Origin of the sequence: Streptococcus parasanguinis, assembly GCF_015557775.1 — a bacterium.
In the GTDB taxonomy this organism is placed as follows: domain Bacteria; phylum Bacillota; class Bacilli; order Lactobacillales; family Streptococcaceae; genus Streptococcus; species Streptococcus parasanguinis_AA.
The window spans coordinates 251,358-268,413 of the sequence record NZ_JADNOY010000003.1; the positions used below are offsets into that span (position 1 = coordinate 251,358).

At 43.0% G+C, this 17,056-nt stretch carries 16 protein-coding genes; 14 read left to right on the plus strand and 2 right to left on the minus strand.

Annotation, left to right across the window (positions count from 1 at the left end):
• Nucleotides 1–27 precede the first annotated feature (27 nt).
• From I2F76_RS06005 to I2F76_RS06050, 10 genes are all read left to right on the plus strand, one after another.
• A complete protein-coding gene (locus tag I2F76_RS06005) occupies nt 28–945 on the plus strand; it encodes an ABC transporter ATP-binding protein (RefSeq protein WP_195487446.1) in 918 nt (305 codons plus the stop codon).
• Nucleotides 914–1,654 carry an ABC transporter permease gene (locus I2F76_RS06010; protein ID WP_195487447.1) on the plus strand — a complete coding sequence of 247 codons (741 nt, stop codon included), beginning with the start codon at nt 914–916 and terminating at the stop codon, nt 1,652–1,654. The genes I2F76_RS06005 and I2F76_RS06010 overlap by 32 nt, the downstream gene beginning before the upstream one ends.
• Complete coding sequence (locus tag I2F76_RS06015; RefSeq protein ID WP_049475098.1) at nt 1,651–2,748, plus strand: sensor histidine kinase; 1,098 nt, start codon at nt 1,651–1,653, stop codon at nt 2,746–2,748. Before I2F76_RS06010 ends, I2F76_RS06015 begins: the two co-directional genes overlap by 4 nt.
• Before the next feature lies 1 nt (nt 2,749).
• Nucleotides 2,750–3,349, plus strand: a complete 600-nt coding sequence (locus I2F76_RS06020; protein ID WP_195487448.1) for a response regulator transcription factor — start codon at nt 2,750–2,752, stop codon at nt 3,347–3,349.
• A gap of 342 nt (nt 3,350–3,691) precedes the next feature.
• Nucleotides 3,692–5,392: an acetolactate synthase large subunit gene (locus I2F76_RS06025; protein ID WP_003004603.1), complete on the plus strand. Its 1,701-nt coding sequence runs from the start codon at nt 3,692–3,694 to the stop codon at nt 5,390–5,392.
• Nucleotides 5,385–5,861: an acetolactate synthase small subunit gene (gene ilvN / locus I2F76_RS06030; RefSeq protein WP_023919316.1), complete on the plus strand. Its 477-nt coding sequence runs from the start codon at nt 5,385–5,387 to the stop codon at nt 5,859–5,861. The genes I2F76_RS06025 and ilvN overlap by 8 nt, the downstream gene beginning before the upstream one ends.
• A 66-nt stretch (nt 5,862–5,927) precedes the next feature.
• A complete protein-coding gene (gene ilvC, locus I2F76_RS06035) occupies nt 5,928–6,950 on the plus strand; it encodes a ketol-acid reductoisomerase (RefSeq protein WP_195487449.1) in 1,023 nt (340 codons plus the stop codon).
• A gap of 76 nt (nt 6,951–7,026) precedes the next feature.
• The gene (ilvA, locus tag I2F76_RS06040) at nt 7,027–8,277 is read left to right on the plus strand and encodes a threonine ammonia-lyase IlvA (protein ID WP_195487450.1); all 1,251 of its coding nucleotides are present in this window, start codon (nt 7,027–7,029) and stop codon (nt 8,275–8,277) included.
• Between the two features lie 110 nt (nt 8,278–8,387).
• The gene (locus tag I2F76_RS06045; RefSeq protein WP_195487451.1) at nt 8,388–9,281 is read left to right on the plus strand and encodes an SPFH domain-containing protein; all 894 of its coding nucleotides are present in this window, start codon (nt 8,388–8,390) and stop codon (nt 9,279–9,281) included.
• Between the two features lie 108 nt (nt 9,282–9,389).
• Entirely contained in the window at nt 9,390–9,605 is a 216-nt protein-coding gene (locus tag I2F76_RS06050) for a hypothetical protein (protein ID WP_003004771.1), read from the plus strand.
• Between the two features lie 119 nt (nt 9,606–9,724).
• Here I2F76_RS06050 and I2F76_RS06055 read toward each other — a convergent pair whose 3' ends face one another.
• On the minus strand, nt 9,725–10,465 hold the full coding sequence (locus I2F76_RS06055; protein ID WP_003010256.1) for an amino acid ABC transporter ATP-binding protein: 741 nt from the start codon (nt 10,463–10,465) through the stop codon (nt 9,725–9,727).
• The gene (locus I2F76_RS06060) at nt 10,465–12,027 is read right to left on the minus strand and encodes an ABC transporter substrate-binding protein/permease (RefSeq protein ID WP_195487452.1); all 1,563 of its coding nucleotides are present in this window, start codon (nt 12,025–12,027) and stop codon (nt 10,465–10,467) included. Before I2F76_RS06060 ends, I2F76_RS06055 begins: the two co-directional genes overlap by 1 nt.
• A 117-nt stretch (nt 12,028–12,144) precedes the next feature.
• Between I2F76_RS06060 and I2F76_RS06065 the strand changes: the two genes are divergently transcribed.
• The 4 genes from I2F76_RS06065 to I2F76_RS06080 all read left to right on the plus strand — a co-directional run bounded on the left by I2F76_RS06065 (nt 12,145) and on the right by I2F76_RS06080 (nt 17,024).
• Nucleotides 12,145–14,052, plus strand: a complete 1,908-nt coding sequence (locus I2F76_RS06065) for a DUF2207 domain-containing protein (RefSeq protein WP_195487453.1) — start codon at nt 12,145–12,147, stop codon at nt 14,050–14,052.
• A 108-nt stretch (nt 14,053–14,160) separates the two neighbouring features.
• Nucleotides 14,161–14,997 (plus strand): undecaprenyl-diphosphate phosphatase, encoded by an 837-nt coding sequence (locus I2F76_RS06070; protein ID WP_013904699.1) that lies wholly within the window; start codon nt 14,161–14,163, stop codon nt 14,995–14,997.
• Between the two features lie 135 nt (nt 14,998–15,132).
• Nucleotides 15,133–15,870: an adaptor protein MecA gene (gene mecA, locus I2F76_RS06075; RefSeq protein ID WP_195327319.1), complete on the plus strand. Its 738-nt coding sequence runs from the start codon at nt 15,133–15,135 to the stop codon at nt 15,868–15,870.
• Nucleotides 15,867–17,024: a glycosyltransferase family 4 protein gene (locus I2F76_RS06080; RefSeq protein ID WP_195487454.1), complete on the plus strand. Its 1,158-nt coding sequence runs from the start codon at nt 15,867–15,869 to the stop codon at nt 17,022–17,024. Before mecA ends, I2F76_RS06080 begins: the two co-directional genes overlap by 4 nt.
• The last annotated feature ends 32 nt before the right edge of the window (nt 17,025–17,056 follow it).

The window sequence follows — 17,056 nt, forward strand, 5'->3', positions numbered from 1 at the left end:
GCCAAGCCTGCTTGAAAGGAGAGTATCATGAGCATCATTAGAGTAGAGAACTTGAAAAAAAGGATCAAAGGAAAAGTCATTTTAGAAGATCTTTCTTTTGCGGTTGAACGGGGGGATTGTCTGGCCTTGATCGGGCCAAACGGAGCTGGGAAAACAACCTTGATGAACTGTCTTCTGGGAGATATGAAAGCGACGTCTGGGATCATTGAAGTAGAGGGGAAGGCTCCTGGTCATCCTCAGTTAAAGGCTAGTGTGTCCTATCTCCCTCAAGAGAATGCCATTGTGCAAAAGCTAACCGTGCAGGAACTGATCAACTTCTTTCGCTCTATTTATCCCAACCCCTTAACAGGAGAAGAAATTGATGATCTATTGCGATTCAGTCTGGAACAAAAAAAGCAATTGGCCAGTAAGTTATCTGGTGGGCAAAAGCGTCTCCTATCCTTTGTGTTGACCTTGATTGGTCGTCCGAGTCTTTTGTTTTTGGACGAGCCAACTGCTGGAATGGATACATCCACTCGCCAACGCTTTTGGGAGATCGTTGGGCATTTAAAGGAAGAAGGTGTGACCATTGTCTATTCTTCGCATTACATCGAGGAAGTAGAGCACACGGCTGATCGAATTTTGGTCTTGCATCAGGGGCATTTGCTTCGGGATACGACGCCTCTCGCTATGAGAAGCGAAGAAGTTGAAAAACATTTCACCCTGCCTTTGCGTTACCAAGCTCTAGTGGCAGAGATGGAAGGTGTTAGTGAAGTAATCATTAAACCCGATGCTCTTCAGATTGTGACACGTGATGCCAATAGTTTGTGGACTCGCTTGCAAGAAGAAGGATGTTCGATCCAAGAAATCGAAGTAAGCAATCGAAGTTTATTGGATTCTATTTTTGAAAATACAAAGGAAGTAGGTAGAGAAGATGAAACGCATGAAAGCTCTCGGCGTGGTTGAGTGGCATTTGACCAGTCGCCAAGCTATTTATTACTTGTTATCAATTGGGATGCCCACGGCTTTTTATCTCTTCTTTTCAGGGATGTACCAGGAAACACCAGGAGCACCTGCTCACTTTATGAGGGATTATCTCCTCTCCATGACGGCATTTTCTATGATGTCTACGGCTATCTTTTCTTTTCCAACCGTTCTTGAAACCGATCGACTCAATAATTGGCAAAAAGTCTTGCGCCATACCCCCGTATCTATGGTAGAATATTATCTAATAAAGGTTGTGGGTCTCTTTGTCGATTTTCTCCTATCGATTGGAGTTGTCTTTACCGTGGGCCATGTGGTGCGGCATGTGAATATGCCCCTACAGGATTGGGTCTTAGCAGCCTTTATTCTCATCCTAGGAAGTCTAGCGTTTGTGGCTCTCGGTCTGATTTTGACCCTGCTTCCTTCCAGTCAATTGATGTCTGTTGTGGGCAATCTCCTTTACATGGGGCTGGCTGTCATGGGTGGACTATGGATGCCCATTAGTCTCTTTCCAGAATGGATGCAAGCCATTGGCAAATGCCTTCCAACCTATCAATTGATGGAACTGATTAAGACCTTTTTAAACAAGGGACAGGTCAATGTCTTTGCGAGTGTCTATTTAACCTTGTTTACCCTGGTCTTGTTTGCCCTTGTTATCGTTTATCGTCGTCATTCTGAGGTTCGTTCATGATTGAAAAACTCAAACATATTCACCATATGTTTTACGTAGGCTTAATCTTTATGGCCTTTCCCTTTGCTTCTATTTTCTTAGGGCAGATTCCCTGGTGGCATTTCTTTTTAGCCATCTTCTTTATGATAAGCTATCTAGGTATCCTCATTACTGAAAATAAGAAACTGACCTGGCTTTTTTGGATTTATCTTCTGCTGTATATTGCAGGAAATACCTTTTTTGTTGGAACTAGCTTTTGTTGGTTTTACTATTATGTGAGCAATATTTTGATCTATCGTTTTGGGATTCGCGATTTTCGCTCGCCCTTTCTTTGGACGGCTGTTGGATCACTACTGATCCTTTTTGGAGCTCTATTATTTAATAGGGAGATGAGAGAAAATGATTGGCTTTTTGTCCTGATCGTCTCTTTGTTTATCGCGGTTATGACCTTTAGTATGGTTCGGATGGAGATGATGGAAGAGTTGAAAGTTGACCATGCCAAGCAAAACGCCCAGATCAATCTCTTGCTGGCAGAAAACGAGCGCCATCGGATTGGCCGTGATCTGCATGACAGTCTAGGACACACCTTTGCCATGCTCAGTGTCAAGGCGGACCTAGCTGATCAATTCTTGGCATTGGGTCAGGTTGAGAAGGCCCAGGAGCAGGTGCAAGAGATTCAAGCCATCAGTCAAGAGTCCATGCACCAAGTCCGTGAGATTGTGGAGAATTTGAAGCAGCGAACCCTGGCAAGAGAGCTAGAAACCGTCAAGCAAATGCTGGAAGTAGCTCAAATCAAAGTGGAGATTCAGAACGAGCTTGATACAGCCAGCATCTCGCCGATCCTAGAATCTGCTCTAGCCATGGTGTCTCTGGAATTAGCCACCAATATGATCAAACATGCCAAAGCGACACAGGCCCTTCTCTTTTATCGCTCTACCGAGACAGGAGTGGAAATGGTCGCAGAAGACAATGGCATCGGCTTTGCCACAGTCTCCGATAAAGACCTGCACTCGATTCGCGAACGGATTGCCTTGTTGGGAGGAGAGCTGGAGATCAGTCATCAACACAAGCCGACCAGGATAGAAATACGGATCCCCTATCAAGAAAGGAAATAAGATGCGCTTATTAGTTGCTGAAGACCAAAGTATGTTGCGCGATGCCCTTTGCCAGCTCTTGCTCCTGCAAGAGGATGTGGAAGATGTCTTGCAGGCTGGCGATGGACAAGAGGCCATTCGTTTACTCGAAACACATCCAGCCGATATTGCGATTTTAGATATCGAAATGCCCATCAAAACAGGGTTAGAAGTGTTGGAATGGGCTAAAAGTCAACAACCCCAGATCAAGGTCGTCATCGTTACCACCTTTAAGCGACCGGGCTATTTTGAGCGGGCCCTCAAGGCTGGAGTCGATGCCTATGTCTTAAAAGAACGCCGCATTACGGATTTGATGGCCACTCTTCATGCAGTTTTAGCAGGGCAAAAAGAATATTCGCCTGAATTAATGGAAGGGATCTTGACCCATCCCAATCCTCTGAGCCCTCAAGAAAAGGCAGTTTTAAAAGAAGTCGCAAAAGGGGCTTCTAACCAAGAAATTGCTGATCGCTTATTCCTCTCAAACGGGACCATCCGCAATTATATGTCAGCCATTCTGACCAAGTTGGATGCGGAAAACCGGACCGAGGCAGCAAAGATCGCTCAAGAAAAGGGTTGGTTATAAGGAAGAAAAGAGAGTGGGACAGAAATCGGTAATTCGTTAGAATTCGATTTCGTCGTCCCACCTCCGCACAGTTGACTAGGGCTGTAAAAGCTGATGAAATCAGCGTAGTAGAGCCCACTCAACCACTGCGTCTTGCTCGACAATCCAAAAACAATTGAGAGGCTAGGACTTTTGTCCCAGCCTCCTTTTTTTGTGATAGACTTAGCAATCCTGGAGAAACTCTCATTCTTCGGATTTGGATAGAAAATTCAGAAAATTTACTATTTTTCCTTGAAATATTTTCTAAAAATGGTATGATAGTAGCATGCTAATTTGATATACAAAGTACTGGAAAGGAGAGACATGGAGAAAATTACCTTAGAAACTGCAAAAACCGGTTCAGAGCTCGTTCTTGAAACCCTGCGTGATTTGGGCATTGACACGATTTTTGGTTATCCTGGTGGAGCGGTTTTGCCTTTATACGATGCCATCTATAGCTTTGAGGGTATCCAGCATATCTTGGGTCGTCATGAACAAGGATGCTTGCATGAGGCTGAAGGCTACGCCAAATCAACTGGAAAGCTGGGTGTCGCAGTCGTCACGAGTGGACCGGGGGCGACCAATGCCATTACAGGGATTGCAGATGCCATGAGCGATAGCGTTCCCTTATTAGTTTTCACTGGTCAAGTCAATCGTGCTGGGATCGGGAAAGACGCCTTCCAAGAAGCAGATATTGTGGGAATTACCATGCCCATCACCAAGTACAACTATCAAGTACGTGAGACGGCAGATATTCCGCGAATTATCACAGAAGCTGTCCATATTGCGACGACTGGACGCCCTGGTCCGGTGGTAATTGACCTTCCAAAGGATGTGTCTGCTTTAGAGACAGATTTTATCTATGAACCAAGTGTGAAGCTTCCAAGCTACCAGCCTACCATTGAACCCAATGAATTGCAGATCAAAAAGATTTTGAAGCAATTGAGTAAGGCTAAAAAACCAGTTCTTCTTGCTGGTGGTGGGGTGAGTTACGCTGGAGCTGCAAAAGAGTTGATTGCTCTAGCAGAGCGCTATCAGATTCCAGTAGTGACCAGTCTGTTAGGTCAAGGAACGATTGCAACCAGTCATCCTCTTTTCCTAGGGATGGGAGGAATGCACGGATCCTTCGCGGCCAATATCGCTATGACAGAGACAGATTTCATGATCAGTGTTGGTTGTCGATTTGATGACCGTTTGACAGGGAATCCAAAGACTTTCGCTAAAAATGCTAAGGTTGCCCATATTGACATTGATCCTGCAGAGATTGGGAAGATCATTGCTGTCGACATTCCTGTTGTTGGCGATGCAAAGAAAGCCTTGCAACAATTGCTAGCAGAGCCAACGGTTCATAACAACACAGAAAAATGGATCGAAAAGGTGACCCAAGATAAGAACCGGGTTCGTTCATACGACAAGAAAGAACGGGTTGTGCAGCCACAAGCTGTGATCGAACGCATTGGAGAGTTGACCAAGGGGGACGCTATTGTCGTCACAGACGTTGGACAACACCAAATGTGGGCAGCTCAATACTATCCTTACCAAAATGAGCGCCAATTGGTAACATCTGGTGGTCTAGGAACGATGGGATTCGGTGTTCCTGCAGCTATCGGAGCGAAAATTGCCAATCCAGATAAAGAAGTTGTTCTCTTTGTCGGAGATGGTGGGTTCCAAATGACCAACCAAGAATTAGCGATCTTAAATATTTATAAGGTTCCGATCAAGGTTGTTATGCTCAACAATCACTCGCTTGGGATGGTCCGCCAATGGCAAGAAGCCTTCTATGATGGTCGGACGTCAGAGTCAGTCTTTGATAGCCTTCCGGATTTCCAATTGATGGCGCAAGCCTACGGGATCAAGAATTATAAATTTGATAATCCTGAAACTCTTGAGAAGGATTTGGAAGTCATCACAGAAGATGTACCAATGTTCATCGAAGTAGACATTTCTCGGAAAGAGCATGTGTTGCCGATGGTACCAGCTGGTAAGAGTAATCATGAGATGTTGGGGGTGAAGTTTAATGCGTAGAATGTTAACAGCCAAACTTCAAAACCGCTCAGGTGTTCTGAACCGCTTTACAGGAGTCTTGTCGAGACGTCAAGTCAATATCGAAAGTATCTCTGTTGGAGCAACAGAAAACCCTAATGTATCGCGGATTACCATTATCATTGATGTTGCTTCGCATGATGAAGTAGAGCAAATCATCAAACAGCTCAACCGCCAGATTGATGTGATTCGCATTCGTGATATCACTGACAAACCACACTTGGAGCGCGAAGTGATTCTGGTGAAAGTTTCTGCACCAGCTGAGAAGCGGGCAGAAATCTTGGCCATTATTCAACCTTTCCGTGCGACCGTGGTCGATGTGGCCCCAAGCTCTATCACCGTTCAAATGACGGGAAATGCAGAAAAGAGCGAAGCCCTCATTCGTGTTATTCGACCGTATGGGATTAAAAACATCGCCCGCACCGGCGCAACCGGATTTACTCGAGATTAATTCTCGACTGAAAATTGTTATCCTCGCCTTAAAAAGGCAAATTAAAATAGAAAAGAGATTTTACTTATGGCAGTTCAAATGGAATATGAAAAAGACGTTAAAGTTGCAGCATTAACTGGAAAGAAAATTGCTGTGATCGGTTATGGTTCTCAAGGACATGCACACGCACAAAACTTGCGTGATTCAGGTCATGATGTCATCATCGGTGTGCGCCCAGGGAAATCATTTGATAAGGCAAAAGAAGATGGTTTTGATACCTATACAGTAGCAGAAGCAACTAAATTGGCTGATGTTATCATGATCTTGGCACCAGACGAAATCCAACAAGAATTGTATGAAGCAGAAATTGCTCCAAACTTGGAAGCTGGAAATGCTGTTGGTTTTGCCCATGGATTCAACATCCACTTTGAATTTATCAAAGTTCCTGCAGATGTCGATGTCTTTATGTGTGCTCCAAAAGGACCTGGTCACTTGGTACGTCGTACTTACACTGAAGGATTTGGTGTACCAGCGCTTTACGCAGTTTATCAAGATGCTACTGGTAATGCGAAAGATATTGCTATGGACTGGTGTAAAGGTGTAGGATCAGCACGTGTTGGTCTTCTTGAAACAACATACAAAGAAGAAACTGAAGAAGATTTGTTCGGAGAACAAGCAGTTCTTTGTGGTGGTTTGACTGCCCTTATTGAAGCTGGTTTTGAAGTCTTGACGGAAGCTGGATATGCTCCAGAATTAGCATACTTCGAAGTGCTTCACGAAATGAAATTGATTGTTGACTTGATCTATGAAGGTGGCTTCAAGAAAATGCGTCAATCAATCTCTAACACTGCTGAATACGGTGACTATGTATCAGGCCCACGTGTCATCACTGAGCAAGTGAAAGAAAATATGAAAGCTGTTCTTGCTGACATTCAAAATGGTAACTTCGCTAACGACTTTGTTAACGACTACAAAGCTGGACGTCCAAAATTAACTGCTTACCGTGAAGAAGCTGCTAACCTTGAAATTGAAAAAGTTGGTGCTGAATTACGTAAAGCAATGCCGTTCGTTGGTCAAAACGACGATGACGCCTTCAAAATCTACAACTAATTGTCTGTAGAAGACTAAGCAAGTTGGGACACCCTGGCTTGCTTTTTTCATCAAAACACAGCAACAGAGGTATGAAATGATAACAGCAAAAGATGTGGCTAAGGCCCATAAAATATTAAGAGGGGTCGTTGTTAATACGCCTCTTGAATACGACCACTATTTATCTGAAAAATATGGGGCAAAAATTTATTTGAAAAAAGAAAACGCCCAACGCGTTCGTTCTTTCAAGATTCGTGGAGCGTATTTTGCAATTTCTCAACTATCAAAAGAGGAGCGTGAGCGTGGGGTTGTTTGTGCTTCAGCAGGAAACCATGCCCAAGGGGTTGCCTATACTTGTAATGAAATGAAGATTCCTGCGACTATCTTCATGCCGATTACAACACCGCAACAAAAGATTGGACAAGTCCGCTTCTTTGGTGGGGACTATGTAACGATCAAGTTGGTCGGGGATACCTTCGATGCTTCAGCTAAGGCGGCACAAGAATTTACGCTTGCAGAAAAACGAACCTTTATTGACCCATTTGACGATCCACATGTACAGGCAGGTCAAGGGACAGTAGCTTATGAAATCCTTGAGGAAGCTCGAAAAGAGTCGATTGACTTTGATGCTGTCCTCGTTCCTGTTGGTGGAGGAGGGCTCATTTCAGGTGTGTCTACCTATATCAAAGAAACGGATCCTCGGATTGAAGTCATTGGAGTAGAGGCAGAAGGAGCCCGCTCCATGAAGGCGGCTTTTGAAGCAGGTGGTCCCGTCAAACTACCAGAAATTGATAAGTTTGCAGACGGGATTGCTGTGCAAAAGGTGGGACAATTGACTTATGAAGTGACTCGCCAGCATGTAGAAACCCTTGTTGGGGTCGATGAAGGCTTGATTTCAGAGACCTTGATTGATCTTTATTCCAAACAAGGGATCGTAGCTGAACCAGCGGGAGCGGCCAGTGTGGCATCCCTTGAAATCTTGCGCGAATACATCAAGGGGAAAACCGTTTGTTGTATTATTTCAGGTGGGAATAATGATATTAACCGCATGCCTGAAATGGAAGAACGGGCTTTGATCTACGATGGAGTAAAACACTACTTTATCGTCAACTTCCCACAACGTCCAGGAGCTCTTCGAGAATTTGTAAATGATATCTTAGGGCCAAATGATGATATCACACGTTTTGAATACATCAAGCGCGCTAGTAAGGGAACAGGCCCTGTCTTGATTGGGGTTACTTTAGCCAATAAACATGACTATGCAGGCTTGGTCAACCGTATCGAGCGTTTTGATCCGTCTTTCATTAACTTAAATGGGAATGAAACGCTCTATAATATGTTAGTTTGAGTTTCATACAGAAACAATTAGTTATTTAAGCAATATATTTTTATGGAATATATTGCTTTTTTATAAAGACTTGTGATATGATATGCGTAAATGAAAAGGAGGAACTTTTTATGCCTGGATTTTTTATTTTTATTTTATTCTTGCTACTGGTTGCAGGAATCATTGTGATTAGCTCACTATATGTGGTCAAGCAACAATCCGTTGCCATCATCGAGCGCTTCGGACGTTATCAAAAAATTAGCGATAGTGGCATTCATATGCGAGCGCCTTTTGGTATCGATAAAATTGCAGCACGAGTTCAATTGCGCGTCTTGCAGAGTGAGATTGTGGTTGAAACAAAAACTCAGGATAACGTGTTTGTTACCATGAATGTGGCGACGCAATACAGAGTGAACGAAAGCAACGTAAAGGATGCCTACTACAAACTCATGCGTCCAGAATCACAGATTAAATCATACATTGAAGATGCTCTTCGTTCTTCTGTGCCTAAGTTGACCTTAGATGAATTGTTTGAGAAAAAAGATGAAATTGCCCTTGAAGTTCAAAAACAAGTGGCAGAAGAAATGTCAACTTATGGATATATTATTGTTAAGACCTTGATCACCAAAGTTGAGCCAGATGCCGAAGTGAAACAATCCATGAACGAGATTAATGCGGCGCAAAGAAAACGCGTGGCAGCTCAGGAATTGGCAGAAGCAGACAAGATCAAGATCGTTACTGCTGCCGAAGCTGAGGCGGAAAAAGACCGCTTGCATGGGGTCGGTATTGCCGAGCAACGGAAGGCTATTGTCGATGGATTGGCAGACTCTATTAAAGAGTTAAAAGGAGCCAATGTAGACTTGACCGAAGAGCAAATCATGTCTATTCTCTTAACCAATCAGTACTTAGATACCTTAAATAATTTTGCAGATAAGGAAGGGAATAATACGATTTTCCTACCAGCTAACCCAGATGGTGTCGAAAACATTCGTACACAAATATTATCAGCCCTGAAAGCAAAATAAACTTTTTCTCATTTTTTAAAAAAGGTTCGTATTTTCAGCGATTTTAGTTGACAAAATGTGCAAAACAATTTATATTAGTATTGGAAATAATAATATAGGAGAAAGATAATGGCTAAATCGAACTTTGAAAAAGTAGAATCAGTTGTTGGATGGGTACGCGATAAGAAAATTACGGGATATCGTATCAGTAAAGAAACAAATGCCCGTGAAATGTCTATCATTGCCTTGGCTCAAGGACGTGCAAAAGTGAAGAACATCTCGTTTGAAACTGCACTCGGATTGATTGATTTTTATGACAAAAATCATCAAAAATTCGAAGATTAATTTGTTGTTCCAATTGAAAACCAGAGAGTTTCCTCTCTGGTTTTTTTCTATGCCTTAAAAGAAAAAGAGGTACAAAAAACAGCTTGCTTCCATACTGGTAAGCAAACTGTTTCAAGAGATTAGTGTAGGAAGCGTTGAAGGAATTCCTTGGTCCGTTCTTCTTTGGGATTACTAAAGATTTCTTTTGGATCTCCCTGCTCAGCAATGACACCCTTGTCCATGAAGATAACACGGCTAGAGACATCGCGAGCAAATTCCATTTCGTGGGTTACGACGATCATGGTCAAACCTTCTTTAGCGAGGTCCTGCATGATCTTCAAAACTTCCCCAACCATTTCAGGGTCCAGGGCGGAAGTTGGTTCATCAAAGAGGATGGCATCAGGATCCATGGAAAGGGCACGCGCGATAGCGACCCGTTGCTTTTGACCACCTGAAAGTTGTTTCGGACGGGCAGCCCAATATTGAGATCCCATACCGACTTTTTCAAGGTTTTCTTTGGCAACTTTTTCTGCGGTTTCACGATCACGCTTGAGGACGGTCGTTTGTGCAACGATCGTATTTTCCAAGACATTTAAATTTTCGAAGAGATTAAAGCTTTGGAAAACCATCCCTAATTTCTCGCGGTAGTGGGTAAGATCATACTCAGGATCAAGAACATTTTGTCCACGATAGAGAATCTCTCCAGCTGTAGGAGTTTCTAGAAGATTGATGGAGCGAAGGAAGGTTGATTTTCCGCTACCAGAGCTCCCGATGATGGAGATCACCTCTCCTTTTTCAACCGTAAGGGAAATATCTTTCAAAACCTCATTTTGACCATAAGATTTTTTTAAATGTTGGATTTCAAGAATTTTTTCTGCCATTATTTCACCTCATTGACTTGCATTTGATTGGCACCTGTAGTATAAGTATCAGAATCTAAGCGACGTTCGATGTAGCGAAGAATTCGTGTGATGGTAAAGGTGAGAACGAAGTAAATCACAGCGATGATCGTAAAGGTTGGGAAGTATTGGTAGTTTTGAGTTGCGACCGTATTTCCTGTAAAGTACAGTTCAACTACAGAGATAACATTCAAAACAGATGTATCCTTGATGTTAATAACAAATTCATTCCCTGTTGCTGGCAAGATATTGCGAACAACCTGTGGAAGGACGACCTTGCGCATGGTTTGTCCATGGGTCATGCCTAGAGCAGTCGCTGCTTCAAACTGACCTGGATCCACTGCTAAGATCCCACCACGAACAATCTCACTCATGTAAGCTCCGGTATTGATTGATACGATAAAGATGGCGGCCCAGGTACGATCCAAGGAAATGTTGAAGGCTTGGGCGGAACCATAGAAAATGACCATGGATTGAACGATCATCGGAGTTCCACGGAAGATTTCAATGTAGACATTGAGGAACCAACCAAAGGCAGTTTGACATCCAGCAAGGAATTTATTTTTAGCCTTCGGAGCTGTTCGGAAGACACCGATTAACAAACCGATAATCAACCCAGCGATAGTTCCAGTCATAGAGATTAAGAGGGTCATTCCAGTTCCCCGTAAGAACTGTGGGCCATTATCCTTTAAAATCTTCATCATTTGGCTAAAGAATGTTTGCTTATCATCACTAGCATCACTGGAAGCTGGTTGCTTCTTAATCATATCATCCATGAGTTTGACTTGGTCTTCAGATGAAATCTTAGCTAGTGCCGCATTGACTTGGTCAATTCTAGTGTCACCTTTCTTCATCCCGATAGCAATGGTCGCATCTTCCTCCCCAACTTCAAAACCTTTTTTGAATTGGATCATCTTAAACTTTGAATTAGCGGATTCAGCTGTCAAGGCTTCTGGACGCTCAGAAACATAGGCATCGATAACGCCGGATTCTAAAGCTTGACGCATTTGAGCAAAGTCTCCCATTGCAGTTTCTTGTTTTGCACCCTTGAGTTGGGAGATGAGAGAGTAGAGGTAGACCCCTTGTTGAGAGGTGACCTTTGCATCCTTAAAGTCATCTAGACTAGTGGCATTCGCATAGTTTCCGTCTTTACGCACCAGCATGACCGGTTCACTGGTATAGTAGCTCTTGGAGAAGGCGACCTCTTTTTTACGTTCAGCGGTTGGACTCATCCCAGCGATAATCATATCGATTTTACCAGAAGTGAGTGCTGGAATTAAACCGTTCCAAGATGTTTTTACGATCAGAGGTTTTTTACCTAACTCCTCAGCAACTTTTTTGGCGATTTGGACATCGTATCCATTGGCATATTGATTGGTACCGTCAATTTTAACAGCTCCATTTGCATCATCTTCTTGGGTCCAGTTGAAAGGAGCATAAGCTGCTTCCATTCCGATTCGTAAATAGTCATCTGCATGAGCAACCTGTGTGATCCCCAGGCAAATGAAAAACCCTGTTAAGAGCGCGAATAATGTTTTTTTCATTTTTTCTCCTCTTCCTTATTTTAACTTCTCCTATTGTACAGTAAAATAGGCTACATTTCAAACATGGTCCTCTTTTTATTTAAAAAATGTTATAATAATACAAAGGAGCGTGATCAAATGAAAAAGTATTTGTATGTTTTTTTCGCCTTTCTGGCCTGCCTTTTTGTCAGTCAGAATGTCCATGCATCTAGTCCATCTTATGATGTGCTTTACTATGGTGGAACCTTGACCTTGGACACTTGGGACGACGCCACCTATGAGGAAGAACTGGTTTATTATTTCAAAGATTCTTATAGAGGGCAGTATGTCAGTCTAGGAACGGCAGGGAACATGCCACAAGGCTTTGCAATTGAGATACCGCCAAAGGTTGAGGTGGAAGGTCGTGAGCTTCAAAGAGAACCCGAGATTACGAATCTAGGTGATGGCTACCGAGTGAAAATTTATAACAGTGGTGTGGCGACAGATACAGTCAAAATTAAAGTTACATGGAAATTAAAAAATCTCCTCTATTCACACAAGGATATCTTGGAGTTGAACTGGAAACCGATCACAGATGGTGATCAGAAAGTGGGTGAAGTTCAGTTTCGTGTCATCCCTAAGTTTGCACCAGCTAATGCCCAATCGGAACTGTATATCCATACAGCCTTTATGGGACCGGATGTGACTGTAAAGAAAGAAGATGGAATCTATTCTGCCACTTTCTATAACCTAGGCAAAGGAAAGGCTGTGGAGTTGTATGGTTACTGGTTGAAGTCAGATCTAACTACCTTGTATGATTCTGGTCGAAATACAGGATTAACCAAATTGGATGAATTTCACAAGAACCAAGCTAAAATTGAACAGGAAAAATACTGGACACGCATGTTTTGGAACTGGATCTTGCCAGCCTTCATTATTGCACTATGGCTTCTTTCTTTCTTGGGTCGCAATCGGTTCAAAAAAATGATTTGGCCTGGTGTGACCTATCCGACTGATACTCGTCTTTATGAAATTCCACAGGATATTGCACCTCTTGTCATGAGCTCGGTTGTTTATTCAGCTGAATTAGACGAGGCTTCCCCGACCAATAAAGAGAAGGCAACTCCGCCGGTGTTTACATTTGAAAAAATGCTTCAAGCTACATTGCTAGATTTGATGGATCGTGGAGTGATTGTCTACGAGCAACAAGGAAATGAAGTCGTTTTGACCAGGAAGTCTCATGGACATGTGGATGATTTTGAACGCTCCTTTATGAATATGGCTTTTGGGGATCAAGTTTCCTGTCCTGTTAACCGTCTCTTTGAGAATTATGAATTCAGTGATGATGTATACAAACATGCCAAAAAAGCAGATCAAGATGCGATTCGTTCACTAGGAAGTAAGGCTCAGGCTCGTTTTGATACGGCTGTCAACCAAGTGGCCCGAGATGTTCATCGCAAGGTGGAAGATCTCCATTTGCCAAGCTACTATCGCCCTTTAGAAGCAAAAGAAGAAGCGCAAGCTAGACGAAGTCTCTTCTTTGGTTGGGCTGCTTGGTTTATCGCTCTTGGAGCAGAAATCTTTGCTATCTTTGGGATGGGTTGGTTCTCTGTTCCTTGTTTGATAGGGATCCTCATACTTTGGTTTATGCCAGTGCGCTTCAATGGTGTCTTTAAAGCCTGCCTACGAGATGGGGTTGTCAATCTTGCGGGTGCTGAGCAACGCTATTACTGGGATAGTTTTGGTCGGATGTTGAAAGAGATTGCCCACCTCAACGATGCAGAGTTGCAGTCTCTGGTCCTATGGAATCGCTTATTGGTCTATGTGGCCTTGTATGGTGTAGCTGATCAGGTCACAAAGGTCATGAAGCTTCGGAATATTCATTTAGAAAATCAAGCCTTAAACGCCTTCGTTTACACCCCGTTCTATCATGATGTGACCCACTCAAGTCATGCCATGTCTACTTATGGATCGACAGCATCGACAGCTAGTCATTTCACAGTTTCCTCTGGTAGTGGAGGAGGTTTCTCTGGCGGAGGAGGCGGAGGAGGCTTTGGCGCCTTCTAAGTAGCGCTGAGAATGGTCTTGGTCGCTCTGTCCCTTCTAGTTTAGAAGGCCTGGTCCAGTCCATAGATTTATGATATAATAGAGCAAATGTAAGTTTAGGAGAAAAAGATGTTTCTGATCGAATTAATCAAGGCGGTTCTTTTTGGGATTGTCGAGGGGATTACAGAATGGTTACCGATCTCAAGTACAGGTCACTTGATTCTGTTACAGGATTTTGTGCAGTTTAAAAATCAAGATCCAGCCTTTATGGAGATGTTCAATGTTGTGATCCAATTGGGAGCGATCCTAGCGGTTGTGGTGATTTATTTCGATAAATTATATCCCTTCAAACCTGGTAAATCTCCACTAGAAGTACGTCGAACTTGGCAATTATGGGCAAAAGTTGCGGTTGCAACCCTTCCGCTTGTCTTTGTTTTTAAATTAGATGATTGGTTTGAGGCGCATTTCCACAATTCGATTTCCGTTGCGATTATGTTGATCACCTACGGGATTGCCTTTATCTATCTGGAAAGACGGGAACAAGTTGAGCCAGCAGTAACGGAGTTGCATAAGCTCCCTTATCGAACAGCTCTTTATATCGGACTCTTCCAAGTTTTATCGCTATTTCCAGGAACAAGCCGTTCAGGTGCTACGATTGTAGGTGGTTTGATCAATGGTGTTAGCCGCCCAGTGGTGACAGAATTTACCTTTTATTTGGGGATTCCAGCCATGTTTGGGGCTAGCCTCTTAAAGGTTGGAAAATTCGCTCTTGGCGGACATTCACTAGCACTGGGGCAACTCTTTATTCTACTGGTAGCGATGGGAGTGGCCTTTGTGGTCAGCATGTATGCCATCCGCTTCTTGACAGATTATGTGAAAAATCATGATTTCACCGTCTTTGGGAAATACCGGATCGTTCTTGGTTCCATCTTGCTATTGTATGGACTCTTCCGTGTTATTTTCTAAGAGAACGGTTGAACTTGATCAAATTGTTTTCTGAGGTTGGAGACTTTTGTCCCGACCTCTTTTCGATGCATCCTTTTTTTGAATTCTATCCAATTTTTTAGTATAATAGTAAGACTAGAAGTATGAGGTTATGCTATGAAGATGAAGCAAATTAGTGATTCAACAATTAAGATCACGATCCAACTAGAAGACTTAGAAGAACGTGGAATGGAAATTGCTGATTTCCTTGTCCCACAAGAAAAAACAGAAGAATTTTTCTACGCTATTTTGGATGAACTCGAAATGCCAGAAAGCTTCCTGGATAGCGGGATGCTGAGTTTTCGTGTGACACCAAAACCAGACAAATTGGATGTTTTTGTTACCAAATCAAAAATTGACCAACAATTGGATTTTGAGGATTTGTCAGATCTTCCTGATATGGAAGAGTTGTCGCGCATGACGCCAGATGAATTTATCAAAACCCTGGAAAAAACAATCTCTGATAAGACAAAAGGGGATGCAGAAGCCATTCACCATTTGGAACAAGAAGAGTTACGTGACAATCAAGAACAAGATCCTACATCTGAAGCACCAGTAAGTCAGTATATTTATTACATTTTGCGTTTTTCAAATATCCAGCAAGCAGTTGCCTTTTCAAAAACGGTCAGCTTTCCAGTGGATACCTCTGAATTATACAAAATGGGATCTGATTATTATTTAACCGTCTTGATCGATACAGAGGATCAACCAAATCAATATCCAACCTGGTTACTTGCCATCATTCGGGAGTATGCGGATGATTCAGAAGTGACACGAGCCGCTCTGCAGGAACATGGTCACTTACTAATGGTGTCTGGTGCGATTGAGAATTTGAAGAAAGTTGCTAGCTTATGATGTCCTTTTCCTTGCAATTTGTTCTGGTGCTGATTGGGACTTTTATGATTGCCTTGGTATTGACGCCCTTGGTTCGCTTGTTCTCCTTTAAGATTGATGCCGTGGATTATCCGAATGCGCGCCGGATCAATACCAAGCCCATGCCAAGCGCGGGTGGACTGTCTATCGTGATTGCTTTTTCAATTGCGACTCTTGTGTTTATTCCTATGCTGACATCCACCACCGCACCAATCAAAAGTTACCTATCTTATACCTTGCCGGTCGTGGGCGCAGGATGGATTATCGCTCTCACAGGCTTGATCGATGATGTAAAAGAGTTGTCTGCCAAGAAAAAGATGATCGGCATCCTGCTGGCAGCGAGTCTGGTCTGGTTTTTGACAGATTTTCGGCTGAATGATTTTAAGATTCCATTCGGTGGTCCCTTACTTCATTTTGAACCATGGCTATCGTATCTTTTGACGGTGATTTGGATTGTTTCTATTACCAATGCGGTCAATCTGATTGATGGATTAGATGGCTTGGTGAGTGGGGTCTCTATTATTTCCCTAGTGACAATGGGGATTGTGTCCTATTTCTTTCTACCAGTCCCCAATCTCTTTCTGACCATGACGATCTTTGTCTTGGTTGCGTCCATCGCAGGTTTCTTTCCCTTTAACTACCATCCGGCCATTCTCTATTTGGGAGACACCGGTGCCTTGTTTATCGGATTCATGATTTCTGTTTTGTCCTTGCAAGGTTTGAAAAATGCAACGGCAGTTGCTGTCGTTACCCCTATGATCATTTTGGGAGTACCGATTACAGATACCTTTTTAGCCATTATCCGTCGGACCCTGTCTGGTCAAAAATTTTATAAACCGGATCGCAATCACTTGCACCACCGACTTCTTTCTCTGGGCTTGACACATCGGGGAACTGTACTTGTGATCTACGGAATTTCGATGATCTTCTCCTTGATTTCTCTCTTGCTCAACATCTCGAGTCGCATTGGGGGCGTCCTACTTGTGATCGGGCTCTTGTTTGGAGTAGAGTTGTTAGCAGAATTGATTGGGATTCTGGGGCCACATCATAGTCCTTTGTTAAATGTTCTGCGCTATATAGGGAATTCTTCCTATCGGGAGGAAGTTCGTCAAAAACGAAAAGAAAAAACTAAATAAGAATAGTTCTAATCAAAAGAAAAGCCATTTAG